The following is a 24,551-nucleotide window of genomic DNA, read 5'->3' on the forward strand; positions in this document are numbered from 1 at the left end:
TCAGCGGGACAGTCCTAACCAGGTAAAAAAGTCTTGATGAGTGATGAGTTCCAACAGCAATAAGCTGACAAAGCCAATCATGGCAAATCGCCCATTCAGCATTTCGGCATAAGCTGTCCACCCAAAAGCTGGCTGAGGCTGTTCTGCCAATTGCGCCTCCCCGTTGGGGTGTTCGGCGGCCTGTTCTGGTGTTGCCAATTCTTGCCTATCCTGAGACATTTGCTCTTCTCAATAGCTGCTTGCCTATCCTACCCTAACTGCTCTAGACTCTGAATTTCAATCGTCAATGTCGGGTTAAGGTTTGCGGCTATCTCAGCGGTAAACATTTTCAGCAATAGCATTAAATAGCGGCTGCTAGTAGACAAGTCTAATATTGTTAATCAGCCGATTGCTCCAAAGCTTTACGATTTATTGAGTATCTAGCCCCAAAAATCTAAGTTCCCACTGGGTAAATCAGCTCGGAGCTAGATTGGCCATGAGGGCAAAAAAGCAAAGACGACAAGAATCTGCTGAAGCAATATTCTTTCGTTTTAGCCAGCCTCTCTTCCCTGCTTTAGCTTTACAGCGCCGATAGCCGTCCTAGCAAACTTGATTGATCAAAGTGCCCGCTGATAGCAGATATTATTAGTCCTGCCCTAATGCTTTTCTGTCTTAGCAGAGCTAATCTGAGCACAATCATTTAGAAAAGCAGCTTATTTTTTGCTAAAACAGCTTGAAATTGCTCTAACCAGCCGAAAAAGTTGCTTGACAAGTATGATTTCTTCCGTGATATGATTCAGCCTTAATCGGCTGCGATTTGACCCTACAATAGCTTAAATTTTATAGCTTTGCTGCTAGTTAGTCGCTGACTTTAGGATATTGTTCCCTATGACAAATGTGCTAGGAATGTCTATAATAAGTTCCATTGTCGGCAACAATATTTCGCTTTAATTCGGTAAAAAATGCCCGTAAACCAATAGTTCACTACAAGAGCTTGAGGTTTTATTGCAATTTTTCCCCTTACGTTGAGTATCAAGAGAAGGATTTTTTTGATTCAATGGCAGAAACCAAAACAGCCCCTTTGACAGGTAAAGGGCTATTACAGAAAGTTAAAGATCTTTCCCACCTCTCTAAAAAGGAAACGGCTAGAGAGTGCGGCTATTACAGCGTGACAAAAGACGGACAGGTGAGAGTTAACCTGACTGATTTTTACGATGCGCTATTAGCGGCGAGAGGCATCACTTTAAATCCGGAAAGTGCTAAAGATGGTAGAGGCCGTGAACCGACCTACCGGGTCAGCGTTCATAAAAACGGTCAAATTGTAATTGGTTCTACTTATACCCAAGAAATGGGTCTAAAGCCAGGAGACGAGTTTGAAATTAAGCTAGGTTACAAGCATATTCATTTGATTCAGCTTGATAGCGATGGAACGGCTGTTGCTGAAGAATAACTCTTTAGCGTTTTCAGCTAGCTAGCTCAGGTTTAAAGAATGGATTCTGCTGTAGTTAAGGCGTTTCTTTTCTTTGTGGTTTGGGGCGGACTTTGGCTGCCGCTGGCAATTCCTGTAGCCGTTGTGGTTAAGTGGCGACCAGGTAAGCCAATTGAGGCTGCTCAAAAGTTGCCGCTGCTGGCTTCCCTATATCTTTTAGCTCCCTTAGTCGTTTGGGGCGCTACTAGGGTGAACGCCAGTTCTTTCGCGACTTACGGTATGGTGTGGCAGCGATCGCTCTTAGTTTCGCTGCTTGCGGGTTTAGCCTTAGCAGTGGCGGGCCTGGGGTTACTGGTGCTGATTCAGTGGGCTTTGGGCTGGATTGCCTTAACCGGCAAAACCGGCCGCGATCGCTCTGATACCTCCACTACCCAGGCAGAAACGCTACCATCGCTAGCGAAGGTTGTTTTGCCCCTCTTGCTGCTGGCCTTGTGGATTGGCTGGACGGAGGAGCTTGTCTTTCGCGGCTTCTTGCTCAATCAGCTCCATCAGTCTTATGGCTGGGGTTTAACAGCGGCGATCGCCAGCGGTATTTTTGCTCTGCTACATCTGGTTTGGGAGGGGCGAGAAAATGTGCCCCAACTGCCGGGATTGTGGCTGATGGGGATGGTGCTGGCCCTGGCTCGCTGGGCCGATGGCGGCCAGCTCGGCTTAGCCTGGGGGCTTCATGCTGGCTGGGTTTGGGGCATTGCCAGCTTAGATACAGCCGCAGTTTTTAGGCCGACCGTGAAAAGTAAGCCCTGGTTGGTTGGTCGTCCCGGACAGCCTCTAACCGGCCTGATGACAATTTTGCTAATGCTGGCTACGGCAGGGGTGCTTTGGCAGCTCTAGCAGTCCGCAGATAGTCAAGATCAAAGGGGATTTGGATGTTGTGGCAGATTGCTCAATATAAACGCGGGCGATGCCCGCACTGCTAGCCCAGTTTTCCTTGGGCAGACTTTGCCCGCATCTGCTTTTGAGAAATCTGCCAAAGTCTGAGTAGCAAAATCTCTAGGTGAACCGGCAGTTCCGCAACCAAAATGCCTTCTGCGCTGTGGGATTGCTCAGCGAGCCAGTAGCCTTGAAGGCTAACTTCCATCACATCGCAGTCACCAGCAGAGAGGCTAATTTGGGAAGAATTGAGCTGCTGACTCATGCTCATAAGCTGCTCTAGATCAGGGAGATGGGCTGAGAGTAAAAAGGCACCGTAGCTTCGCTGCACGATGCAGTCGCACTCCATTTGCCAGTTAAGCGCTGTCCGCTGAGACAGAAAGGCTGCGGCTGTCTGCGCCAACCGCTCCAAGTACAGGCCACTTTCGGTATAGGTTATCTTCAGCATGAACGAAGTCCTGAAAAGAGTAAAAGACTTTGCAGGGCAGTGGCTTGAGTATTGCTATAGCGAATAGAAAGCCCCCGCCTCGGAAGAAGCGGGAGCTGAGTAAGACTGAAAGTGTCTCAGCTAAAAGAGCTAATGAGGCTCCTGCGGCTGGGCCGCCCGCTTCGAGTTAAAGATCGATGTCTGCCAGTTTTAATAGGCAGATCTATCCCGGTGGTGCCCGCTGAGAGGCTGTACTGAGGCCAATTTCTAAAGCTAGCGGAGTGCAGCCACGTAGTGAGTTCCAGCACAGCTCCCATCACAAGTGGCCGATTGCCCAACCTACGGGCGATCGCGCTTTGCTGACTTGTGAACAACTGCTTTAACACGAGAACTCCTAAAATATGGCCGTAAGAACTGCTAAAAAATAAATACACTGACCTGATATTCAATTCCAGACATGAAGCTTTGAATATCGAGGCATTAATTTAGTACTTTCAATACTACATTTGTAGCACGATTTTGCCTAGACTGGAACTATAGAGTTATAGCAATTTTTTTAGGAGGTGCACCACCCCATGCCAACTTTATCTCGACCGTCAACGACCGATATGGAAGTGACCAGCATTCGCTTAGAGCGAGATTTGAAGGAGCGCTTAAAGGCGATCGCTGGCAATCGTGGCTATCAGGCGTTGATCCGAGATATCCTTTGGCGCTATGTGGAGCAAAAGTCAGAGGACTTGCAGCCGACGGTGGAGCGCCAAGATATTCGAGCCAGTTTAGAGGCGATCGCCCAGAAAGAGGAGCACTGCGCTCTAACCGGAGCGGCGATCGCCCCGCAAAGTCCAATGCTGCTGGGTCTAACCGTCACCGGGGAGCTGGTGCCTCTCAGCCGTCATAGCCTCGACTAGCTCTAGACTGTTGAGGATTAGCTATTGATCTGACCCGTCAGCGGGGAGCTAGCACTGGCGTAGGCCCTCACCGGAATCCGCCCTGCCAGGTAGGCTAGCCGCCCCGCCTCAGCCGCCATGCCCATTGCTTGTCCCATTGCGATTGGATTTTTAGCTTTAGCGATCGCCGTATTGATCAGCAGCGCGTCTGCGCCCATCTCCATTGCCTGAGCCGCTTCGCTAGGGGAGCCAATCCCGGCATCAACCACCACGGGCACCTGAGCGTTTTCAATAATAATTTCGATATTGGCAGCATTACGAATGCCCTGCCCGGAACCAATCGGCGACCCCAGCGGCATCACCGTGACGCAGCCAACTTCTTCTAGCCGCTTTGCCAGCAGCGGATCGGCGTTGATATAGGGCAATACGGCAAAGCCCTCGCGGGTGAGCTGCTCTGCGGCTTTGAGCGTGCCAATCGGGTCAGGCAGTAAATACTTGGCGTCAGGAATCACCTCTAGCTTGACAAAGTTATTATCCTCTTGGCCCAGCAGCTTTGCCATTTCCCGGCCCAGCTTGGCGACTCGCACCGCTTCTTCTGCCGTTTGGCAACCTGCCGTATTGGGCAGCATCCAGATCTGGCTCCAGTCGAGGGCCTCTGCGAGTCCTTCGTGACCGGGCGCGCTGGTTTGCACCCGCCGGACAGCCACGGTGACAATCTCACTGCCGCTGGCGGCAAGGCTGCGGCGCATCAGGTCAAAGTTCTCAAATTTGCCTGTCCCCGTCATCAAACGCGACTTGAAGCTACGTCCAGCAATAGTCAGGGGCGTATCTGCAAAAGACTGGAGTGACGGCGCAGCGGGGCGATCGACAAGTTGCATAGGTTGAACCGGAGCGGCGGGTAAGGTGGGCAGGGTAGCCGTGGGCGGCTGGGCTGACTGAAAGCGCTCCCAAGAGAAAGCCGCAAGTAGGGGATCGACGGCCTTTTCCTGAATGAGGCGGCTGGTAAGGGCAGCGGTGATGGGCGCTAGCAGCACGCCGTTGCGGTGATGTCCGGTGGCTAGGATGAGGTTGCGGCAGGAGCCGGGGCCAAGAATCGGCTGCTCATCTGGCGTTTGAGGCCGAAATCCCCACCAGCACTCCTGTATGGGAAAATTTTGCAGTTCTGGGTAGAGCCGAATAGCCTGATTTAGCAGTTGTTGCACGCCTGCCGGGGTGTTGTAAGGAGTAAACCCCACCGATTCCACCGTAGCCCCTAAAATGATGCGGCCATCCTGGCGCGGCACGATATAGATCTGTTCGCCATAGAGCACCTGCTTTAGCGGCTGCGGCTGCGGATAGCCCGGCGGCACTCGTACCGACAGCATTTGGCCTTTGCAGGGAGATACGGGCAGCGGCAGCAGTTCTCTAGCCCAAGCGCCAGTAGCTAAAACATAGTGGTCAGCCCGGAAGCTACCCACTGAAGTCACTACCTGCGTCACCTGGCGATCGCGCTGCTGCAAGCCTTTGACGCTGACGCCAGTTTGTAAATTCACCCCTAGCTCCTGCGCGGCTAGTCGTAGTGTCTGCATCAGAGCGCGATTGTCAACCTGACCTTCTTCCGGTAGCCACCAGCCCCCGGCGATCTGCGGGCTAAGACCGGGCTGGAGCTGCTGCAGTTGAGCCCGATCGAGCCAGGTGCGAGTTGCAGTGGCATCTACCTGAGCAGGCGCTGTAAACTGGGGTGCTAGAATGCCGCAGGGCCAATAGCCTGCATCTTGCCCAGTGAGAGCTTCTAGTTTTTCAATCCAGTCAGGATACAGGGCTAGGCTTTGCTGGCAGAGGGTTTGCATTGGTCCTGGTGGCAACGCTTCGGCCTGGGGCGCGAGCATGCCTGCCGCCGCGTGCCCCGCCGCTGCCTGAAAATCGCGGCTCAGCACTGTTACGGCAGCCCCTTGCTGTCGCAAATTGACGGCGATCGCTAGGCCGATCAGACCGCCTCCCATGATCAGGACATCGGATGTCCCACTCATACGCGCCTTCCTATTGCTATCTCGCTGCTAAACACTAAAGCTATTAGCCTACCAAAGGGCCGGAATTGAAGAATCAACTGCTGGTTCGGCTGGCGCAGGTGTAGCAGGGGTTTCGGTTGTTTCGGCTGGTGGCTGGGTAGCGCTAGTCTCTGCCTGCGGTTGTTCAGGAGTAGGGCTGGGAGTATTAGCAGATTGCTCTGGCGGTGAATAGTTGCTAGCGGCAGCAGGGGATTCTTCTGGTGTTTGCCGCTGGGCGAGCTGTCCGGCGCGTTCCACAGGTTCAGCGCCTGCTACCGCATCAGGATTGTTACTGTTAGCAACCTGATTCGCGCCTCCAGAGGAATTTTGCCCTGCACTGTCAATCCAGTTAGCGACGTTATCGCTGGAGCCAATACCGTACATCATTAAGGCAGCCGCGCCTGCCAACATCGCCCCAAGAATATACCTGTTCATGCCTGCTTACCTGTTGCTCTCTTCCATCTTCGCTTAGAGGTTCTGCTTTTGACACGCTGATGCCAAACTTTTTCGCAACTGCGCTATTGAGATCAGTCCGCCGATGTCCAAACCGCTTCAGTGCCCTGACCCCAAAATCCATCATATTTAGTAACCTTGAGATCACCTAGCACCTGCGTTTGACAGGCTAATCGTAAATCCCGGTTGGGAGAATGGGGTGGCAGACTGCGCCGAGTGCGATCGCGCCAATTAGTTTTCGACACCGCGCCGCTGACGGCAACAGCACAGGTGCCACAGGTGCCAATGCCGCGACAGTTAATCAGCTTAGCCTGCTGGTTGTAGAGTTCAACTCCGTTTTGCAGTAAGACCTGACGCAGATTTGCCCCCTGAGGGCAGTCAAACGTTTTTCCTTGGGCGGTAACTTTCGGCATGGGGGCTAGCTCGACTTATTATTTTGATAGCCTAGTTTTTTCTGAGGTTGGATTCAACCCGTTGTCCCTAGGTCGCTAAACGCCAACTGTTCTCTGCCATGACTCAATCTGCCGCTAACGCTCACCAAGACCCTCAAGTTTGGATTTATGATACGACGCTGCGGGATGGTGCCCAGCGAGAGGGGCTAGCCCTGTCTATTGAAGACAAGCTACGCATTGCCCACCAGCTCGATCGCTTAGGGATTCCCTTCATCGAAGGCGGCTGGCCAGGAGCAAATCCTAAAGACGTGCAGTTTTTCTGGCAGCTTAGAGAAGAACCCTTGAGTCAGGCGGAGGTGGTGGCTTTTTGCTCAACCCGGCGACCCGGACGCAAAGCGGCTGAAGAACCGATGCTACAGCCCATTCTGGCGGCGGGTACCCGCTGGATTACCCTGTTTGGCAAATCCTGGGATCTGCACGTGACGGAAGGACTGCAGACCACGCTGCCAGAGAACTTGGCCATGATTCATGACACAATTACCTTTCTGCGCAGCCAGGAACGCCGCATCATCTACGATGCTGAACACTGGTTCGACGGCTATAAGCACAACCCAGACTACGCCCTGCAGACTTTGGAAGCGGCGATCGCGTCGGGGGCCGAGTGGCTAGTGCTCTGCGATACCAACGGCGGTACCTTGCCCCATGAAGTCAGCGAAATCGTGCAGGCTGTTCAGAGCTGGCTGTCGGAACAGCCGCGCCGGCACGACTTTGTGCCAAAGTTGGGCATTCACACCCACAACGATTCTGGCACTGCGGTAGCAAACGCCCTAGCAGCGGTGAGAGAAGGGGCGGCAATGGTGCAGGGCACGATGAACGGCTATGGCGAGCGCTGCGGCAACGCTAATCTCTGTACCCTGATTCCAAATCTACAGCTCAAGCTAGAGCGCACCTGCCTCCAGCCCCAGCAGCTCAGCACCCTGGCCGAAACCAGCCGCTTTGTTAGCGAAATTGTCAACTTAGCGCCAGATGACCATGCCCCGTTTGTGGGTCTGTCAGCCTTTGCTCACAAAGGCGGCATCCACGTCAGCGCGGTTGAACGTAACCCCTTAACTTACGAACATATTGCGCCGGAGCAGGTAGGCAATCGCCGCCGCATTGTGATTTCGGATCAGTCAGGTCTGAGTAACGTTATCTCTAAAGCTCGCAGCTTTGGCATTGAGCTAGACAAAAAAGATCCTACCTCTCGCCAGCTACTAGAGCACCTGAAAGAGCTGGAGCATGAAGGCTACCAGTTTGAAGCGGCAGAAGCCAGCTTTGAGCTGCTGATGCGGGAAGCTCTGGGCCAGCGACCCCACTTCTTTGACCTCAAAGGGTTTCAGGTAAACTGTGAGCGGATGCCGGACGGAGATTTCTGGCGCAGTCACTCCCTGGCAACGGTTAAGGTGCAGGTCAGCGGCCAGGAAATTCTAGAGGCCGCTGAAGGCAACGGCCCGGTTTCGGCCTTAGACGCTGCCTTGCGTAAGGCGCTGCTAAACTTTTATCCGGCGATCGCCCAGTTCCATCTCACCGACTACAAAGTGCGTATCCTGGACGGCAAGGCAGGAACCTCTGCCAAGACCCGCGTTCTGCTGGAGTCCAGCAACGGGGCCCAGCGCTGGACGACCGTTGGCGTTTCGGCCAACATCATTGAAGCCTCCTATCAGGCTGTCGTCGAGGGGCTTGAATACGGCCTGATCATGCAAGAGCAGCCGATTGAAGCTGTTCTTGCCTCTACCTGATTTTCCTCTACCATGCTACCTCCCCTGACCACCGATACCATTTGGGCCATTCTGAATGAAGAACTGCCAGACGAAACCGCAAATCGTCTGGTATGGCACTACTTGGGCTATCGCTACGACGCTGCCACAGCCCAGTGGGACACCTCAAACGTCGATGAGGCGTGGACAGCAAAATACCCCCAGCCGCCCGACTTTATTGCCAGCCGTCCGGCAACGGTGCAGCTAACCCGGTCTATTCCCAAAGAAAACAAGCAGTTGCTCAAAGAGCAGCTTGGCTTCAAGGGCTACAGCGTTGACCAGCTCGTACCTCGACTGACCCGGCGGGCCACTATGGCGAACTGGCTCTTGAGCTACCTGCAGCAGCACACGTAGGTTATTCTCTACGCTCAATTACGAGCGTTAGGTGAGCTACCATCGCGCCAATAACGCCGACTGCTGCAATTACCGGGAAGGCCGCTGCTCCAACCACGCTACCGACTACGCCAACTGTTAACGGAATCTCGATTAAAATCCGTCCTTCTTCATTTTTGATAATGATGCGGCGGATATTGCCCTCATGAATGAGCTCCTTAACTTTGGTGACTAGGGTGTCGCCAGAGATGCTGAACTCTTCAGTAGTCACATTGGGAGCCGCGCTGGCGCGATTTTCATCCTGCGGGTCAACGGGGATAGTGTTGACAGGAATCGAATCGGCTGTCTCGGCGGTGGGGTCGTTAATAGGGTCATTGACAGGATTCATGGGCTGACGCTCCTGAATATCTTTATCTGTCATTGTAAAGACGAAACCCCAAGACGTTGTGCAAAGAAGCACTAAGGTGAACTCACCGTGCGCTCTAGCACGTCAATAGCAGGTTCGACTAAGGCCCAACTGCCGTCTGGCTGCTTGCGCAGGGCTGCAAACTGCAGTGTTTCTCCCGTACCTACCTGATTTCCGGCTTTGATGTCTCCTAACCGCGCATTTTTCAAACCACAGAGGCGAAACAGATAAGCAGGCACTTCCGGGCTAGAAAACATGACGCAGTTGGCTGCGCTGGGCTGGACTTTACCGTCAAAGGGCGCATGGGCGGCCTTTCCGTTCAGCTCAATCGAGATATCGCCAAGACTGCCGCTGATGCGATAGCCAGCAATTTCGCTACCCGGTTGCAAAGCCCAGTTCTGATGAATCGTGACCTGACGTGCCGGTGGCGGTGCTGATTGACTACAGCTTGCCAGCAGCCACAAACTGCCTATCCCCAGACCTTGAGCCCAAACTCTTGAAGGACTAAGCCGCATGTGACCCCCTATTTACGAAAGCTAAAGTCGTAACCCACGTAGCGATCGCCCGCATACTCCACCACAAACCAGGTATCGATATCAAACTCCAGGGGATAAGCCTGTCGCTCTAGGCCCGATTCTGTAGTGGCTGATAGCAGACAATATGGCTCTTGCAGCAGATCTGCTACAGCAGCGCGGCTGGAATCTTGGGGTAGGCTGAGGAGCTGTTTCAGTTCTCCTCTAGACAGGCGGGCTGTATCCTGAATCACCTGGGTACAGGTTTCCGGCTGAGCCTGTTGGGCTTGCCGCTGTGTGGGTGAAATAATCAGCGCCGCCAGCGCCAAAACGGATCCACCAGCTAGCACTGCCTTGGCAGGACGGCGGCGACGACGGCGGAGTCGCTGACGCGGCACTGGCTGTGTCGGGAAACCAGGGTTGACTGGTCGGGCTGGGGGCGAGGCCAGATAACGCTGCTGAGAAGGCTGAGAATTGGAGTGATTAACCATGCTGATTTCTCCCGGCTGGAGATGTTTAGAAGCCAGTATGCTTGGCGGCAAACACTCAGAAGCGCTTTCAAAAGAAATAGCAAAATGGGCTATCTCAGGGCTACGGGGGGTAGAGTGCTAAGGCCAGTAGTGGGTAACGCCCTCATGTTAGTACAATTGTACTTAAGTGGTAAATCTTTTGTCAGAAATTTATAGGCAAAATTTTCACCCGTTCGGTCCGGCTATTCCCCCTGTTAAGAACAGGATTTTTTTGTAAAGATAAGTCAAGAACGAGGCTTATCTATGAACCGCACGATTGTCTGGTTCCGCCGCGATCTGCGCATTAGCGATCATGAACCGCTGTATCGGGCGGCCCGTCGGGGCGAAGTAGTGCCGGTCTTTATTTTCGATCGCGCCCTGCTGCACCATCCTGAAACCGGAGCGGCGCGGGTGGCTTTTTTGCTGGACTGTCTGCGATCGCTCGATGCTGATTTGCGATCGCGGGGCGGACGGCTGATTTTGCGATCGGGAGATCCGGTAGCGGTTTTACCAGCGCTAATTCGGGAAACCGAGGCCGAGGGCATTTACGCCTATACGGACTGTGAACGCCTCTATGGGCGCGTGCGCGATGGGCGGCTAAACCGAGCATTGGCCCGTGAAAGTATGAAAATCCGCTGGTTTGAGCCGCCAGCCAGCCTTGCAGAGCTAGTGCCTTATCCCCAGTATCGCCATCTTTGGTTTGAGGCGATGGGCCAGCCCCAGGTGCCCACTCCTCAGCAGGTGCAGGTACCTGGGGACATCGCCAGCGAGGCGCTGCCCGCTCTGCAGACGCTAGAACATCAGCCCGATGACAAAAAGATTCCGCCGGCCAGTACCCCAGCGGCGCGGCAGCTACTGCAAGAATTTTTAGAGCATAAGCGCGATCGCTACTACTGGCAGCTTTCCTACCCCAGCGCTGAAGCCACGACGGGCCTGAGTCCCCACATCAAATTCGGCGTCATTTCAATTCGAGAATGTGTCCAAACCGTTTGGCAAACGCCGCATGACAACGACAGGCGCGTTCAGCGCAGCCATAAACAGCTTATTTCCCGGCTGCGCTGGGCCAGCGGCTTCACCCAGCGGTTTCGCTATTTGCCCCAACTCGAACTGCGATCGCTCTACACGGTTTTTGACCAAGACGGCTGGGACTTTGACGAAGACCTCTACCGGGCCTGGCAGCAGGGGCAAACCGGATTTCCGATTGTGGATGCGGCTGCGCGCTGCCTGCAGGCCACGGGCGGCTATCAGGCGCTCAACTTTCGCTCACGGGCTATTTACGCCAGCTTTTTGAGCAATCTGCTGGGTATGGACTGGCGACTGGGGGCGCTGCACTTTATGCGGTATTTAATCGACGGTGACTGCCCGATTGATCACTATCAGTGGGCCATGCAGGCGGGCGTCACCCACTGTGTCGATAAAACCTGGACTCGCATTTACAATCCCGGCCAGGTAGCCGTCGATCGCTGCGATCCAGACGGTGCCTTTATCAAACGCTGGCTGCCCGAACTGGCGCACCTGCCGCCGGAGCAGCTTGGCAGTCCGCCCGCTGTCAACGGCTATCCCCGACCAATCTTGAACTATCAGCAAGCTCGCCAATACCGTATTCAACAGCTAGAGCAGCAGCGCTATCCTTTTCTCAACGCGCCAAATATTGTGCCGTTTTTGGCGAGGCTGCCAGAAGATCTAACCCCATTTGGCAGCGATCGCTATGCTGCCGATCTGACCTGGCTACAGCCGCCCGTTGCAGCCCTGTTTCCAGCCGCGCTTGACCTAGAAAGTCTCAGTCCTGCTCAGTCCCAAATGCTGCGCACCTGGTTTGTGGCTCATGTCAATATCAAACCGTTCAAGCCCCGCCGTCGCTCCCAGCCCAAGCGAGATGACGGTCAGCTTAGCCTGTTGTCTATGCTGAATTAATGCCAGCTTTGTAGGTTCACCACAACCGCTAGAACCTCTCATCTAAAGCAGCATCGCCCAGGCTTGATGCCCTAGGCGATGCTGTCAATACAGTCTAGCGATCGCTTTCTAGAGCCGCTGTTTTCACCGCTAAGCGCTGAATCTGATCGCCGCGTCTGACCTTGATTTGCAGCGCTTTACCCACTTCGCTGCGGTCTACCTGAGCCTGGAGCTGATCGGAGGTGCTGATGGTCTTGCCCTCTACTTCAGTGATGACGTCGCCGCGTCGCAGACCAGAATCGGCGGCAGGGGTACCAGAAATTACCCGCACCACTAGGGCACCATTCACCTCTGGCAGGGTAAAGCTAGAGTTGGGATCTTCGTTGTTACGTCGGGCAATGTCGGGGGTCAGGGTGGCAATTTGAACGCCCAGATAGGGATGGGCAATCTGTTCGCCGCGAGCCAGCCGATCCTTGATTTCCTTGGCCTTGTTGATTGGAATCGCAAAGCCAATGCCCATCGCATCGGCCCGAATGGCCGTATTGATGCCAATGACCTCACCATTTTGATTCAGCAGCGGCCCGCCGGAGTTGCCTGGATTAATCGCCGCATCGGTTTGGATGAATTCTAGCCGCTTGTCAGGAATGCCTACCGTCGCGCTCGATCGCTTCAGGGTGCTGACTATGCCCAGGGTGACCGTATTGTCTAAACCGAGGGGATTGCCGACGGCGATCGCCCAGTCTCCCACCTCTACCTGATCAGAATTGCCTAAAGCCGCAATCGGTAGATCTTCGCTACCGGCATTGATTCTGACGACGGCTAAATCAGTGACTTCGTCTTCTCCTTCGACGGTGCCCTCAAACTGACGCCCATCTTTGAGCGTCACCGTCACCCGGTCGGCCCCGTCTACTACGTGGGCATTGGTCAAAATATTACCGCTGGGGTCAATAATGAAGCCGGAGCCTTGCCCCCGTAAGAGCTGTTCTTCCTGAGGCAGGCCAGACATGCCGTTGGGACCCCCAAAAAAGCCGCGAAAGAAGGGATCTTCAAAGAACGGATCGGGCAGACGACGTACCACTGTTTTTTCAGTGTCAATTCGGACAACGGCTGGCCCTACCTGCCTCACGGCAACTGCGACAAAGCTTTCATTTGCCCCCGCGACCGGAACCTGAGCCAAGGAGACAGCCTGAGCCGGCAGCAGGCCCAACTGCCCAATGGCTAAAAGGCTAAGGCATAGAAGCACAAGCCCACGAGATAAAATCTGAGTCAGTTGTTGGAAGCGCTGCGGTGATCTCATTGATCTAAGTTGATCTAAAAAATAAGAGTAAAGATGGCTTTAAGGGGAATCTAGATTGGCTCAGACCTCTAGCTTGTTGGCTGAATCTAGTAAATCTATTATGAAGCCGATAGGAAGCCAATTAGTCGAATCGTCTTTAATTCCCATCGTGGCGGAGAATCCAGGGTGGCTTCAAGTAGGGGTAGTTAGACTAGGATAGGTACGGTTCTCCCCACATAAATTGATCGCTCGCCCATTCATTACTGACTCAAAGCGCTCAGCTTTGTAGCCTGTGCGCTTCAGTTGTTGTCAATAGACTCCCGCAGATCGTCATGTCAATTTTTCCCTTGCGTCAAATTATCAACGGCAGCCTGCTCAGCGGAGTGGTTGTGATTGGTAGCCTGCTCGTTAGCTGCAGCCAGCTCAGTCCCTCTGCCTCCGAGTCGCTGTCCTTTGAAGCCCAACTCGCCAATCACCTGACGGCAGAAGGCGACAAAATGTACGGGGCTTACTGGTGCCCTCACTGTGCTGACCAAAAAGAACGCTTTGGCGACGCGGTCGATCGCGTGCCTTACATCGAATGTGATCCCAGCGGTGAAGCGGCTCAGCCTGAAGTCTGTCAGGCCAAGGAACTTGAGGGTTACCCCACTTGGGAAATCAACGGCCAGCTCTATCCGGGTGTGCGATCGCTAGAGGAACTGGCAGAGCTTTCTGAATTTGAGCCTAGCCCCGAATAATCGCTAGACTGGTAATCTAAATAGGCGACTCACCCACACTACTCACTGACGCTAATGACGGCTTCCGATATTTCTTTCGATTCTTCCCTTGATGCTTTATCACTCTCATCTCCAAGTCAGTCAGTAGAGCATAGTCACGGAGAGCATGTCCATGTGCACAGCGAGGAATCGCTGAAGCGGATTGTCAATCGGCTGGCTCGAATTGAGGGTCATATTCGCGGCATTAAAACAATGGTGCAGGAAAGCCGTCCCTGCCCGGATGTGCTGGTGCAGGTGGCGGCAGTCCGCGGTGCTCTAGATCGCGTGGCTCGCATTATCTTAGACGAGCATCTGTCTGAGTGCGTTAGCCGAGCGGCGGCTGAAGGTAATATTGACGCCGAAATTGAGGAGCTAAAGGCCGCTCTCGATCGCTTCCTGCGCTAACCGGGCATAATTCTAAATTTTTAAAACCTAGCAAACAGCTAGCCAAAGGGCAGGCCACAAAGCTTTCTGACTGCTCAGAGCTGGTTAACCCTGATACAGTCTGTCAAACTGTATACAGTATACAATTGCTTGATGCCCATAATTTGCATGACTGCCCAGCTATCCCAGGGAGGCTAAAACCATGACCGTTCAGCTACTGCCTGTTATCAACTGCGATCGCCTCTATCAGAGCCTGATGGACTTGGCCGAAATTGGCAAACTCTCGGAAACCGGAGTTTGCCGTCTAGCCTTCAGCCCGGAAGATATCAAGGCACGGCAGCTCGTTTGGCGCTGGATGGCTGCAGCGGGCCTGTCGGTTCGTTCGGATGCCGCTGGCAACATCATCGGTACTTTGCCGGGGAAACAGGCCGCCCCAGCCCTGGCTACGGGTTCTCATATCGACACGGTGCCCAAGGCAGGCAAATACGACGGCACCCTAGGGGTGCTGGCGGGAATTGAGGTGGCGCGAACGCTGAAAGAAAATGGACTCCAGCTCCAGCATCCTTTTGAGGTGATTGTCTTCACCGATGAGGAAGACAGCATGATTGGCAGCAAGGCGATCGCGGGGACGGCTGCTCTAGACGCCAACCAGTACGCCCGCAAAGACAAGCCTACAATTCAGGCGCGGCTGCAGCAGGTGGGCGGTGACTGGCAGCAGCTCGCAACGGCGCGGCGCACCCGTCGTGATATCTGTGCCTTTGTGGAACTGCACGTAGAGCAGGGACAGGTGCTGGAAACTAGCGGCGTCAGTATTGGCGTGGTGGAAGGCGTAGTCGGCCTGCAGCGCCATGTGATCACCATCAAGGGTGCGCCCAATCACGCGGGAACCACGCCGATGGAGCTGCGGCAGGATGCGCTAGTAGCCGCCTCCCACATCGTCTTAGCCGTGGAGTCTTTGGCTAAAACCCGACCGGGGCAGCAGGTGGCCACAGTGGGGTCGCTGTCTGTCTGGCCCAACGCAACCAATGTGATTGCAGGAGAAGTGCAGGCTAGTCTTGATGTACGCGATCTTTCCAAAGCTGAGATTGCGGGGCTAGTGGACGATTTGAAAGCTCAGCTAACGCAAATTGCGGCGATAACTCGCACCGAAATTACGATTGCTCCAGTGCTAGACGTGAATCCGACGCCTGCCGCGCCGGTGATTCAGCAGACGATTACTCAGGTCTGCGATCGCCTCGGCTTTAGCCACAGATCCTTGCCCAGCCGCGCCGGACACGACGCTCAGGCTATGGGCCGCTTTACCGACATGGGCATGATTTTTGTTCCCAGTGAAGGTGGCATCAGCCACTCCGAAATTGAATACACCTCCCCAGAACACTGCGCTCAGGGGGCCACCGTTTTGCTGCAAACCCTGCTAGAACTCGATCAGCACTATTCTGATTAAGCTGTCTACAGAGCGCTGAGCCACAGCACTCCCGGCAGCGTCAGGAAGCTGAGAAAGGTAGACAGCACAATTGTCCGCGCCACCCGCACCGTGTCACCGCCTAGCTCGGTCACCCAAATCAGCGAGTTGACGGCGACGGGCATGGCCGCCTGCAGCACCAATACCTGTAAATCCAAACCCTCTAGCCCCAGCACTCGGCCAATGCTGTAGGCCATTAAGGGCGACACGATTAGCCTCAGCCCTGAGCCAAATAGCTCATAGGGACCAAAGGCGAACTGGGTCTGGGAGAGCTGAATGCCCAAGGTCAGCAGCGCGATGGGAATGGCACCGCCGCTCAGCAGCGTCACGCCGCGATTAATCGCTTCCGGCAGTGCTTCGTTGCCAATTTGTAAGCCCAAGCCGAGTAGCGCCGCCCAAAAGACAGGTAGCTGCACTGTGAAGCGCACTCCGGCTCGAATCCCGGTGCCTTTCAGCACAATCGGAAAGACGCTAGCCACCATCAGGCTCGATCCCACTAAATAGACAACCGCCCGCTCTAGCCCCGCCTCTCCCAGAGAAAACAGGACGAAGGGCAGTCCCATATTGCCGACGTTGGCAAATAGGGTGGTCGCAATCAGGCTCTTTTGCTCATCCGGTGAAAACTTAAGGCTGCGGCCTAGACCTCTTGCTAGCAGATAAAGCAGCGCGGTGTTAAGCAAAAAAGCGGCTACCAGGGCGATCGCGCTCCTCAGCCCCAGCGTTGTCTCAGCCAGGCTGGTCAGCACCAGCGCTGGCAGCAGAGCGTAAATATTCAGTCGGGCCAGGGTGCGCAAATCTAGGTCAAAGCTGCGTCCGACGCAAACGCCCGCTAGCGCCACCAGGGCGATCGGCAGCACCGCCGAAATCAAAACAGTCATAAACAGAGAAAAGAGTTGGAGGTCTTACAAACAGGCTGATGACAAACTTATAGCTGGATGAGACCGGGTTTCTGATCGATACGCTTCAACCCCAGCTCAGCTATCAATAAACACCAGATACCCGACGAATATATCTACCCTGCAGGCGTTACTGTCTCAAAAAGCTGCGGTTTAATGAAGGCTGTGGTGCGGTTTCAAATTATTTTGAGCTGCTTATTTCGAACTACATAGTTAAGCGGCTCAAAACTCATCGGTTCTTCCATGTCTTCCCTAATTCGCTATCCCAAAGTGCCGCTTTGGCGTCGAGGAACCGCTTTGGCGGTTGACTGTCTGCCTGTCGGCTTGATTAGCGCTCTGGCCGCTAACAACCTAGTGATTTGGCTGCTGCTGTTTATTCCGATCTGGCTAGGACTGCGGGTAGCCGTCGTGTTGAACAATCAGGGGCAGAGTCTGGGCCGCTGGGCGTTCAACATGCGGATTGCGGAATTGCACAAAGGCAAGACGCCGCTGCTGCCGGTGCTACTAAAGCGGGAAGCGCTGATTGGGCTAGAATGTGGGCTGGCGGTTTTTGGCCTGATGCGGCTGGGACCAATGGCGGCTTGGGCCGTTATTCTACTTTTGCCGCTGCTGGGGGATGCCTGCGTGATGCTAGCAGATCCGATTAACAAGCAGACTCTACACGATCGCATTGCCGCTACAGCAGTGATTTCCAGTCGGCGGGGCTATCGTCTAGACCTGAAAATCAGAAAAATAGTTGCCATTGTCCGGCAGCGTATGAAAAAATAGTAATTTGTGTCTAATCTTCTAGCTGCAGTCTTAAATCAGTCATGGCTAAAGGCGTTCGCATTATCATCACCCTAGAGTGCACCGAGTGTCGCACCAATACCGACAAGCGTTCGGCTGGGGTTTCTCGTTACACCACGACGAAGAATCGTCGTAACACTACAGGGCGTCTGGAACTGAAAAAGTTCTGCACCCACTGCAATACGCATACTGTTCACAAAGAGATTAAGTAAGTACGACTTGAACTATGGCCTATTTTCGTCGCCGGGTTTCTCCCATCAAGCCTAACGAAGCCATCGACTACAAGGATGTCGATTTGCTGCGCAAGTTTATTACCGAACGCGGTAAGATTTTGCCTCGCCGGATCACGGGTTTAACCGCCAAGCAGCAGCGGGACTTGACCACCGCTATCAAGCGATCGCGGGCACTGGCTTTGCTGCCCTATGTCAACCGCGAAGGATGATGTTGCCTAGCTAGAGATGTAGACAGATGAAGGACAGGGTACGGTGGAAAAGGGCAAGCTAATCGAATTCAAACACCAAGGAGTTCCCCGGCTTGCGGTTGTCGATCGCCCAGATGGCAAGAAAAACTGGGTCGTGATTGACGAACAGGGCCAGTCCCACAGTCTTCATCCTCGTCAGGTTACGTTTCAAAGCCAGCAGGCTACCTATACGCCAGCGGATCTGCTTCAGTTTCGCACTGAGGCCGAAGCCTACATCGATCCTTCTAGCCTAGAGGTGGCCTGGGAGTTTTTGAGTGAAGCCGAGGAAGCTGCCGATCCGGCTGCGTTGGCGCAGCTCCTATTTTCCGATCAGCAGCTCCAGTTCCGCTATGCGGCGCATCGGCTGCTATCGGAAGACAAGATTTATTTTAAGCAGAAGGGCGATCGCTATGAACCTCGTCCCCCTGCTCAAGTAGAAGAAATTCAGCATCAGCTCAACCGAGAAGCCCAGCATCAGCAGGAGTGGGAAGGGTTTCTCAACCGGGTACGGCAAATCCTGGCGGGAGAGCCGCTAGAATGGCAGAAAAGCGATCGCCCCCGTTTAGAAGCCATTGAGCGCTTAGCCCTGTTTGGAGAAGAGGCCAGCCAGCGAGCCTTGGCAGTAGAAGCGCTGACAGCCTTTGAGCGATCGACTACGCCCGAGTCGGCATTCCAGCTACTCGTCGATCTGGGTCTATGGAGCGTGCACGAGAATTTATCCCTCAAACGCAGTCAGATTCCGACCCAGTTCCCTGAGAAGGTACTCAACATGGTGGAGCAGCGTCTTCAAAACCCGCCGTCTGATCCGGACGCGGAGCGGCTCGATTTGACCCACCTCAAGGTCTACACCATTGATGATGAAAGCACTCGCGAAATTGATGACGGTCTGAGCTTAGAAGTGCTAGAGGGCGGTCAGCACAAGATCTGGGTTCATATTGCCGATCCGACTCGCTGGCTGATTCCAGGAGATGAAATTGAGCTAGAAGCGCGGCGGCGCTGTACCACGGTCTATCTGCCTACGGGCATGGTGCCCATGTTTCCCTCAGAGCTGGCCACCGGACCGATGAGTCTGGTGCAGGGCCAAATTTGTTGTGCCCTGAGCTTCGGTATCTGCCTGAGCGAAGCCGGAGAGGTTGAGGACTATGACATCCAGCCAAGCTGGATCAAGCCTACCTATCGGCTCACCTATGAGGACGTAGACGAAATTTTAGGGCTGGGAGTCGAGGCTGAGTCAGAAATTAGCGCGATCGCCCAGTGGTCTAAAGTCCGCCAAGCCTGGCGACAGTCCCAGGGGGCCATCAATATCAACATGCCGGAATCGTCGGTCAAGGTGTTTGAAGACGATATTCAGGTAGAGGTCTTAGATATTTCAGCGGCCCGGCAGCTCGTTGCTGAGATGATGATTCTCACAGGTGAAGTCGCGGCTCGATATGGCGAAGCCCACAACCTAGCCATTCCCTTTCGCAGTCAGCCCCAGCCGGAACTCCCCTCTGATGAGGAACTGCTGCAGCTTCCCTACGGCTGGGTACGAGACTCTGCCCTGCGCCGCTGTATGCCCCGCAGTGAGATGGGGACGACGCCAGCTCGCCACGCGACTCTAGGACTCGATCGCTACAGCCAGGTCACCTCTCCTATTCGCCGCTACACTGACCTGCTCGCTCATTTTCAGCTCAAGGCTCATCTCAGGGGCGAGCCTTTGCCTTTCTCTTCTAGCGAGATGAACGAGCTGACTCAGGGAGCCGCGACTGCCGCCTACGAGGCAGTCTTGGTTGAGCGCCAAACTAAGCGCTACTGGTCAATAGAATACCTGCGGCGGCGGCCCGATGAGGTCTGGCCGGTGATGCTGCTGCGCTGGCTGCGGGAACATGAAGGCTTGGGCCTAGTGATTTTAGAAGACTTAGGCTTGGAGCTGCCTATGCGCTTCGATCGCCCTGCCGATCTGGGCGAACACTTTCAGGTGCGCGTTGCCTATGCCAATCCGCGTGAAGATATGATTCATTTAGTGGAAGTGATTGAACCAGAAGCGGTTGATACTCCAGAGTCAGCCTCATCGGCCCTGCAGATTTAGGGCAGCATCTCCCTAAGAGCATTCCTCCGCAGACTGCAGCTGTAGCTTCTGACTAGGCCGCCGACCTGAGCCTAGGTGAGGTTGAGACCGCCATCAACGATGATGATTTCCCCTGTGAGATAGGGGCTGGCGACTATCATAGCGGCTATCTGAGCAATTTCGGTCGGCTGTGCTCCTCGTTTCATGGGCGATCGCGCTTGCCAAAGTTCCTGAGCGGCCGTCCAATTTTGGGTCATTGGCGTATCCACTAAACCGGGGGCAATGGCATTGACGCGAATCTGCGGTGCCAAACTCACCGCCAGCAGACGAGTCACATGATTGAGAGCTGCTTTGCTAACGGCATAGGGAATAGAAGCACCCTTGGGGCGAATCCCAGCATGGGAGCTGATGTTCAAGATGCAGCTAGGGCAACTGGGCTGTGAGGACTGACGCAGTGCGTCTTCTGCCTCGGCAATTAGCGTCCAGGGAGCAATGACGTTTACCTCGTAAAGCTGCCGCCAAATGTCCGCAGTAGCTGCTTTGAGTGCGGCGTGGGGGATGACGACGCTGATGCCAGCATTGTTAACCAGAATATCCAAGCGACCGTGATGGGATATGACCTGGCGTACCAGACCCCGGACTTGGTCTTGCTCTGCAAAATTGGCCTGAGTGTAGGTTGCACCCGGATAAGAAGCAGCTAACGCCTGCCCGGCCTCAGTTGAAGAGACAGAATGAAAAGCAATCACAAAACCGTCTGCAGCGAGCTGCTGGGCAATTGCCAAACCAATCCCTGAAGTTGCCCCCGTCACCAAAGCCACTCGCTGTTCAGTTTTGCCCAAGTCGCTCGTCATAGACAACCCAGCGCTAAGCTACTACCCGATTACGTCCGTTAGCCTTGGCACAGTAGAGATTTTTGTCACTGCGCTTCATCCACTGTGACCAGCTTTCACCTAGCTGCAGCGTGGCTATCCCAATACTTACCGTCACTGAGCGATCTGGCAGTAGCGGCAGCTGTGCAATTAGGTGACGGAGTTCTTCGGCCACCTGCTGGGCTTCCTCTGGATTAGCGCCAAAAAGCAGCACTAAAAACTCTTCCCCGCCTAGCCGAAAGGCGCGATCGGTTCGCCGGATCCTCTGTTTAAGCAAATTGCCTAATCGGCGCAAAACCTGATCGCCGACATCGTGACCAAAAGTATCGTTGATTGCCTTGAAGTGATCGATATCTAGCGCAATCAGCGTCATTGCAATCTTCTGCCGCCGACTCTGCTCAACGGCCTGATCTAGCGTCTCGTGCAGTAGCGTCCGGTTGAAAAGACCAGTGAGGACATCTGTAATGGCCTGGAGATGAAGCTTCTTTTGCTGCATGGTAATCACGCGCACAAAAATAGCTGAAAAAACGCTGACCATTATCAGCGTGACCACCATTCTGACAGCGACGGAATATGCCATAACGCGCCAGGCCATCGGCAGCACAATCAGCAGCAGCACGACGTTTGCCAACCAGGCTCGCCGCTCAGGCAGCATAAAGTAGAAGGAAACGGCAGCAGGGTAACACCAAAAGACACCGATCATTCCCTGGGTGCGCAGCGAGAGCGCCAGAAAGAATAGGATTGCAGGCACTAATCCCAACAGCGTCAGAATAGCGTAGTAGCGATCGCGGTAAATAATTTGCCAGGTGTTGAAAGCAAAGATAGCGACAATCATGAAAGCGCCGGTTCCTAGCAGATAGCGCCCGTGCATCAGATTGTTGAGCGCAAAGGGAGGCATGATTGTGAGACATACCAAAGCCAGCCCCAGAAAAGACTGACGCAGAAAGTCAGGCGGATGCTTGGGGTTGTTCCCTATTGAATTCACGTTGGTACCGACTTACTCAGGATACTGATAGTAGTAAGCTTAGCCGCTACAGGTCGCTATAGCGGGCGCAGACGCCAAGATTTGAACAACTACGGTATTTGAAGTCAGAAAATCATTAGATCTTTAGAAATCTGTCAGCAGATGCGATCGCCCATATCCAAAGACAGATTTAGGCAAGGGCTGACCGCCATGAGCCTAGTTTTTTATCTGATGGCTATTGGTATAAAGCAATTCCTCAAAAAGCATTTTGCAGCCGTGGCCGTAGACCGTAATGGCGATACCGCAGATAGTCGCTAAGAATATGGTCGTGGTCGAAACAAAGATCTTTAGGGAACTCCCAGGGATTGAAAATATCCAGGTTTTGAGCGTCGTCTCCGGCCTGAGGTGTCCCGGTGGCTGTTGCCAAAAAGACCAGGCTGATAGTATGTTTACGCGCATCGCGGCTGGGATCAGAGTAGACTTGAAACTGTTCAACCAGCGTGACTGTCAGGGCCGTTTCTTCTTGAGCTTCGCGACAGGCGGCAGTTTCAACCGCTTCGCCGTAGTCCACAAAGCCGCCAGGCAAAGCCCAGCCTAAAGGCTCGTGCTGCCGCTCAACCAGGATAATGGGCCGATGCGGTCGATCAATTAGTTCAATAATGAGATCAACCGTGGGCGCTGGATTTCGATAAGTCACTAAAGCTACGTTTCCTCACTCATCACTACTTATGCCTAAATAGGCGCTGAATCTTTAAGGAGATAAGAAATCAGTTTTCAACCGCCTCTGTCAGAGGTTAGTTTTGAGAGAATATCACCGTCTTCTAACTATTGGTAGTTAGCCGCAACAGGTTTTCTCGTTTATGAGTAATCCTGGTACCAATAGCTCTTTTTGACAGCTCATTGTCAAGATACGCTGCCGTTTAATTCGCTAGGAGATCCTATGCCCTTTTCCAGATCAAGTGGTGTTTTATTACATCCCACTTCTTTACCCGGTCGATTCGGCATGGGAGATTTAGGGCCAGATGCCTATCGGTTCGTCGATTTTTTAACTGAAGCCGGGCAGCAGGTTTGGCAGGTTTTGCCATTGGGGCCAACCGGACACGGCAATTCGCCCTACATGTCCTACTCTTCAATGGCGGGGAATCCTCTACTGATTAGCGTAGAGCAGCTACGCGATCGCGGCCTGCTTGGCCAAGAAGACTTAGATGGCTTTCCCCAGCTAAACGCGGATCAGGTGGATTTTGAAGCCGTGCTGCAGTCGAAGATGCCGCTGCTAGAGAAAGCCGCGAGCCGGTTCAAGGATCAGGCTAGTGAGCAGAATCGAGCTGATTTTGATCAGTTTTGCCAAGAGCGTGACTTTTGGCTAGATGATTACGCTTTCTTCATGGCGCTGAAGCAGGCGCATGGCGGCGCCAGTTGGGATCAGTGGGATGAGGCGATCGCCCGGCGGCAGCCAGAGGCGCTAGCTGAGTGGCACACCAAGCTCTCGCCCATTGTTTTCTTTCACAAGTATCTGCAATTTGAATTTTTCCGGCAGTGGTGCGCCCTGAAAGGCTATGCCAATGAGCACGGTATTCAGATCTTGGGGGATATGCCGATCTATGTGGCCCATGACAGCGTTGATGTTTGGGCCTTTCCCCACAACTTTATGATTGATCCTGAAACCCTCACGCCCGCTGAAATGGCTGGGGTGCCGCCGGACTACTTCAGCGAAACCGGCCAGCTCTGGGGTAACCCTACTTACAACTGGGAAGCGGTGAAAGAGCGAGGCTTCCGCTGGTGGCTGCAGCGGATTAAGTCACTGCTGGACTACGTAGATCTGATTCGTATTGACCACTTTCGCGGCTTTGAAGCTTACTGGGCGGTGAAGGAGGGCGAAACTACGGCGATTAATGGTGAGTGGATTACTGCGCCAGGAGAGCTGTTTTTCCAAACGGTGAAGGAAGAACTGGGTAGCCTGCCGATTCTGGCCGAAGATCTAGGCATTATTACGCCAGAGGTGGAAGCCCTGCGGGACAAATTTGAGTTTCCGGGGATGAAGATTTTGCAGTTTGCCTTCGGCTCGGACTGCAACAATCCTTACCTGCCTTTTAATGTACCGACCAACTGCGTCATCTATACGGGTACCCACGACAACGACACCACTGTTGGCTGGTTTGAGAAAGCGAATGATTACGAACGAGGACGGGTGCTGCAGTACCTAGGCTGCATCAGCGAAGACGGCATTCATTGGGATATGATTCGGCTGGCGCTGACCTCGGTGGCAGACTGTGCCATTCTGCCGATGCAGGATCTCTTAGGACTAGACAGCAGCGCCCGCATGAACAGCCCCGGCAAGGCCGACGGTAACTGGCTCTGGCGCTATCGCTCTGAAGTGCTGACCGACGAGCTGCGCGATCGCTTTAGAGACTTGACCATGCTGTGTCGGCGGGCACCCGCTCACTGGCACTGTTAGGTAGACTGTGGGTAGACTAAACGCTTTTGACTTCACAAATCTGCGATGTCTTGGCCATCTATCCGACGCTATCTGATTCTAATCGGCCTAGCTGTGGCGGGCAGCCTTATTGGTTTGGCTGCCTGCCGCACTGCGCCTAATCCAGATGAGCCTGTCCAGCCAGAAACCCAGCAGTCTACGGCAAACCAATCTGTGGTTGACCCGCAGCCCTAACGCACCGGCAG

General features: G+C 54.1%; 28 protein-coding genes. 15 read left to right on the forward strand and 13 right to left on the reverse strand.

What is annotated here, in order from left to right; genetic code table 11:
- Window positions 1–219, reverse strand: a complete 219-nt coding sequence (locus tag QJQ48_RS04635; RefSeq protein ID WP_346290026.1) for a chlorophyll a/b-binding protein — start codon at window positions 217–219, stop codon at window positions 1–3.
- Between the two features lie 817 nt (window positions 220–1,036).
- On the opposite strand from QJQ48_RS04635, the gene QJQ48_RS04640 reads away from it, so the two are divergent.
- Together QJQ48_RS04640 and QJQ48_RS04645 are read left to right on the forward strand one after the other, a co-directional pair.
- Complete coding sequence (locus QJQ48_RS04640; protein WP_346290027.1) at window positions 1,037–1,429, forward strand: AbrB family transcriptional regulator; 393 nt, start codon at window positions 1,037–1,039, stop codon at window positions 1,427–1,429.
- A gap of 39 nt (window positions 1,430–1,468) precedes the next feature.
- Window positions 1,469–2,299: a CPBP family intramembrane glutamic endopeptidase gene (locus tag QJQ48_RS04645; protein WP_346290028.1), complete on the forward strand. Its 831-nt coding sequence runs from the start codon at window positions 1,469–1,471 to the stop codon at window positions 2,297–2,299.
- Between the two features lie 82 nt (window positions 2,300–2,381).
- On the opposite strand, the gene QJQ48_RS04650 is transcribed toward QJQ48_RS04645, so the two are convergent.
- A complete protein-coding gene (locus tag QJQ48_RS04650; RefSeq protein WP_346290029.1) occupies window positions 2,382–2,786 on the reverse strand; it encodes an alr0857 family protein in 405 nt (134 codons plus the stop codon).
- 554 nt (window positions 2,787–3,340) lie between these two features.
- Here QJQ48_RS04650 and QJQ48_RS04655 point away from each other — a divergent pair.
- The gene (locus tag QJQ48_RS04655) at window positions 3,341–3,673 is read left to right on the forward strand and encodes a hypothetical protein (RefSeq protein WP_346290030.1); all 333 of its coding nucleotides are present in this window, start codon (window positions 3,341–3,343) and stop codon (window positions 3,671–3,673) included.
- 17 nt (window positions 3,674–3,690) lie between these two features.
- On the opposite strand, the gene thiO is transcribed toward QJQ48_RS04655, so the two are convergent.
- The 3 genes from thiO to QJQ48_RS04670 all read right to left on the reverse strand — a co-directional run bounded on the left by thiO (window position 3,691) and on the right by QJQ48_RS04670 (window position 6,545).
- Entirely contained in the window at window positions 3,691–5,661 is a 1,971-nt protein-coding gene (gene thiO, locus QJQ48_RS04660; RefSeq protein ID WP_346290031.1) for a glycine oxidase ThiO, read from the reverse strand.
- Window positions 5,662–5,709: 48 nt separating this feature from the next.
- Window positions 5,710–6,114, reverse strand: coding sequence for a hypothetical protein (locus QJQ48_RS04665; protein WP_346290032.1), 405 nt, complete (start codon window positions 6,112–6,114; stop codon window positions 5,710–5,712).
- Between the two features lie 92 nt (window positions 6,115–6,206).
- Entirely contained in the window at window positions 6,207–6,545 is a 339-nt protein-coding gene (locus QJQ48_RS04670; protein WP_346290033.1) for a 2Fe-2S iron-sulfur cluster-binding protein, read from the reverse strand.
- A gap of 98 nt (window positions 6,546–6,643) precedes the next feature.
- Between QJQ48_RS04670 and cimA the strand changes: the two genes are divergently transcribed.
- Complete coding sequence (gene cimA, locus QJQ48_RS04675) at window positions 6,644–8,302, forward strand: citramalate synthase (RefSeq protein WP_346290034.1); 1,659 nt, start codon at window positions 6,644–6,646, stop codon at window positions 8,300–8,302.
- Between the two features lie 12 nt (window positions 8,303–8,314).
- The gene (locus QJQ48_RS04680) at window positions 8,315–8,674 is read left to right on the forward strand and encodes a DUF1823 family protein (protein ID WP_346290035.1); all 360 of its coding nucleotides are present in this window, start codon (window positions 8,315–8,317) and stop codon (window positions 8,672–8,674) included.
- A gap of 1 nt (window position 8,675) precedes the next feature.
- Here the strand turns inward: QJQ48_RS04680 and QJQ48_RS04685 are convergent, their stop codons facing one another.
- From QJQ48_RS04685 to QJQ48_RS04695, 3 genes are read right to left on the reverse strand one after another with little or no spacing between them, the layout of a single operon-like run.
- Window positions 8,676–9,074 carry a DUF4342 domain-containing protein gene (locus QJQ48_RS04685; protein WP_346290036.1) on the reverse strand — a complete coding sequence of 133 codons (399 nt, stop codon included), beginning with the start codon at window positions 9,072–9,074 and terminating at the stop codon, window positions 8,676–8,678.
- Between the two features lie 38 nt (window positions 9,075–9,112).
- The gene (locus tag QJQ48_RS04690) at window positions 9,113–9,574 is read right to left on the reverse strand and encodes a hypothetical protein (protein ID WP_346290037.1); all 462 of its coding nucleotides are present in this window, start codon (window positions 9,572–9,574) and stop codon (window positions 9,113–9,115) included.
- 8 nt (window positions 9,575–9,582) lie between these two features.
- Window positions 9,583–10,062: a hypothetical protein gene (locus tag QJQ48_RS04695; protein WP_346290038.1), complete on the reverse strand. Its 480-nt coding sequence runs from the start codon at window positions 10,060–10,062 to the stop codon at window positions 9,583–9,585.
- 282 nt (window positions 10,063–10,344) lie between these two features.
- Here QJQ48_RS04695 and QJQ48_RS04700 point away from each other — a divergent pair, with 282 nt between their 5' ends.
- Entirely contained in the window at window positions 10,345–11,994 is a 1,650-nt protein-coding gene (locus QJQ48_RS04700; RefSeq protein WP_346290039.1) for an FAD-binding domain-containing protein, read from the forward strand.
- Between the two features lie 94 nt (window positions 11,995–12,088).
- Here QJQ48_RS04700 and QJQ48_RS04705 read toward each other — a convergent pair whose 3' ends face one another.
- Window positions 12,089–13,270 carry an HhoA/HhoB/HtrA family serine endopeptidase gene (locus QJQ48_RS04705; RefSeq protein WP_346290040.1) on the reverse strand — a complete coding sequence of 394 codons (1,182 nt, stop codon included), beginning with the start codon at window positions 13,268–13,270 and terminating at the stop codon, window positions 12,089–12,091.
- A gap of 311 nt (window positions 13,271–13,581) precedes the next feature.
- Here QJQ48_RS04705 and QJQ48_RS04710 point away from each other — a divergent pair, with 311 nt between their 5' ends.
- The 3 genes from QJQ48_RS04710 (at window position 13,582) to QJQ48_RS04720 (ending at window position 15,832) form a co-directional block, all read left to right on the forward strand.
- On the forward strand, window positions 13,582–13,986 hold the full coding sequence (locus QJQ48_RS04710; RefSeq protein WP_346290041.1) for a hypothetical protein: 405 nt from the start codon (window positions 13,582–13,584) through the stop codon (window positions 13,984–13,986).
- A gap of 54 nt (window positions 13,987–14,040) precedes the next feature.
- Window positions 14,041–14,409, forward strand: coding sequence for a metal-sensing transcriptional repressor (locus tag QJQ48_RS04715; RefSeq protein WP_346290042.1), 369 nt, complete (start codon window positions 14,041–14,043; stop codon window positions 14,407–14,409).
- Window positions 14,410–14,590: 181 nt separating this feature from the next.
- Entirely contained in the window at window positions 14,591–15,832 is a 1,242-nt protein-coding gene (locus QJQ48_RS04720) for a Zn-dependent hydrolase (protein WP_346290043.1), read from the forward strand.
- A gap of 5 nt (window positions 15,833–15,837) precedes the next feature.
- Here the strand turns inward: QJQ48_RS04720 and QJQ48_RS04725 are convergent, their stop codons facing one another.
- Complete coding sequence (locus QJQ48_RS04725; RefSeq protein WP_346290044.1) at window positions 15,838–16,728, reverse strand: AEC family transporter; 891 nt, start codon at window positions 16,726–16,728, stop codon at window positions 15,838–15,840.
- Between the two features lie 261 nt (window positions 16,729–16,989).
- Here QJQ48_RS04725 and QJQ48_RS04730 point away from each other — a divergent pair, with 261 nt between their 5' ends.
- Genes QJQ48_RS04730 through QJQ48_RS04745 form a run of 4 tightly spaced genes read left to right on the forward strand, consistent with a single transcriptional unit; the run spans window position 16,990 to window position 20,060 of the window.
- Window positions 16,990–17,514, forward strand: a complete 525-nt coding sequence (locus QJQ48_RS04730) for an RDD family protein (protein WP_346290045.1) — start codon at window positions 16,990–16,992, stop codon at window positions 17,512–17,514.
- 41 nt (window positions 17,515–17,555) lie between these two features.
- The gene (rpmG, locus tag QJQ48_RS04735) at window positions 17,556–17,744 is read left to right on the forward strand and encodes a 50S ribosomal protein L33 (RefSeq protein WP_346290046.1); all 189 of its coding nucleotides are present in this window, start codon (window positions 17,556–17,558) and stop codon (window positions 17,742–17,744) included.
- Between the two features lie 14 nt (window positions 17,745–17,758).
- On the forward strand, window positions 17,759–17,974 hold the full coding sequence (rpsR, locus tag QJQ48_RS04740; protein ID WP_346290047.1) for a 30S ribosomal protein S18: 216 nt from the start codon (window positions 17,759–17,761) through the stop codon (window positions 17,972–17,974).
- Window positions 17,975–18,017: 43 nt separating this feature from the next.
- Window positions 18,018–20,060 (forward strand): ribonuclease catalytic domain-containing protein, encoded by a 2,043-nt coding sequence (locus tag QJQ48_RS04745; protein WP_346290048.1) that lies wholly within the window; start codon window positions 18,018–18,020, stop codon window positions 20,058–20,060.
- 71 nt (window positions 20,061–20,131) lie between these two features.
- Here QJQ48_RS04745 and QJQ48_RS04750 read toward each other — a convergent pair whose 3' ends face one another.
- The 3 genes from QJQ48_RS04750 to QJQ48_RS04760 all read right to left on the reverse strand — a co-directional run bounded on the left by QJQ48_RS04750 (window position 20,132) and on the right by QJQ48_RS04760 (window position 22,569).
- Window positions 20,132–20,890 carry an SDR family NAD(P)-dependent oxidoreductase gene (locus tag QJQ48_RS04750; protein WP_346290049.1) on the reverse strand — a complete coding sequence of 253 codons (759 nt, stop codon included), beginning with the start codon at window positions 20,888–20,890 and terminating at the stop codon, window positions 20,132–20,134.
- 13 nt (window positions 20,891–20,903) lie between these two features.
- Window positions 20,904–21,893, reverse strand: a complete 990-nt coding sequence (locus QJQ48_RS04755; protein ID WP_346290050.1) for a GGDEF domain-containing protein — start codon at window positions 21,891–21,893, stop codon at window positions 20,904–20,906.
- A 235-nt stretch (window positions 21,894–22,128) separates the two neighbouring features.
- Window positions 22,129–22,569, reverse strand: coding sequence for an NUDIX domain-containing protein (locus QJQ48_RS04760; RefSeq protein WP_346290051.1), 441 nt, complete (start codon window positions 22,567–22,569; stop codon window positions 22,129–22,131).
- Between the two features lie 243 nt (window positions 22,570–22,812).
- On the opposite strand from QJQ48_RS04760, the gene malQ reads away from it, so the two are divergent.
- Window positions 22,813–24,327 (forward strand): 4-alpha-glucanotransferase, encoded by a 1,515-nt coding sequence (gene malQ / locus QJQ48_RS04765; RefSeq protein ID WP_346290052.1) that lies wholly within the window; start codon window positions 22,813–22,815, stop codon window positions 24,325–24,327.
- Between the two features lie 45 nt (window positions 24,328–24,372).
- The gene (locus QJQ48_RS04770) at window positions 24,373–24,540 is read left to right on the forward strand and encodes a hypothetical protein (RefSeq protein WP_346290053.1); all 168 of its coding nucleotides are present in this window, start codon (window positions 24,373–24,375) and stop codon (window positions 24,538–24,540) included.
- The last annotated feature ends 11 nt before the right edge of the window (window positions 24,541–24,551 follow it).

Source organism: Sphaerothrix gracilis Ecp01 (assembly GCF_030405905.1).
Taxonomy (GTDB): domain Bacteria; phylum Cyanobacteriota; class Cyanobacteriia; order Phormidesmidales; family Phormidesmidaceae; genus Sphaerothrix; species Sphaerothrix gracilis.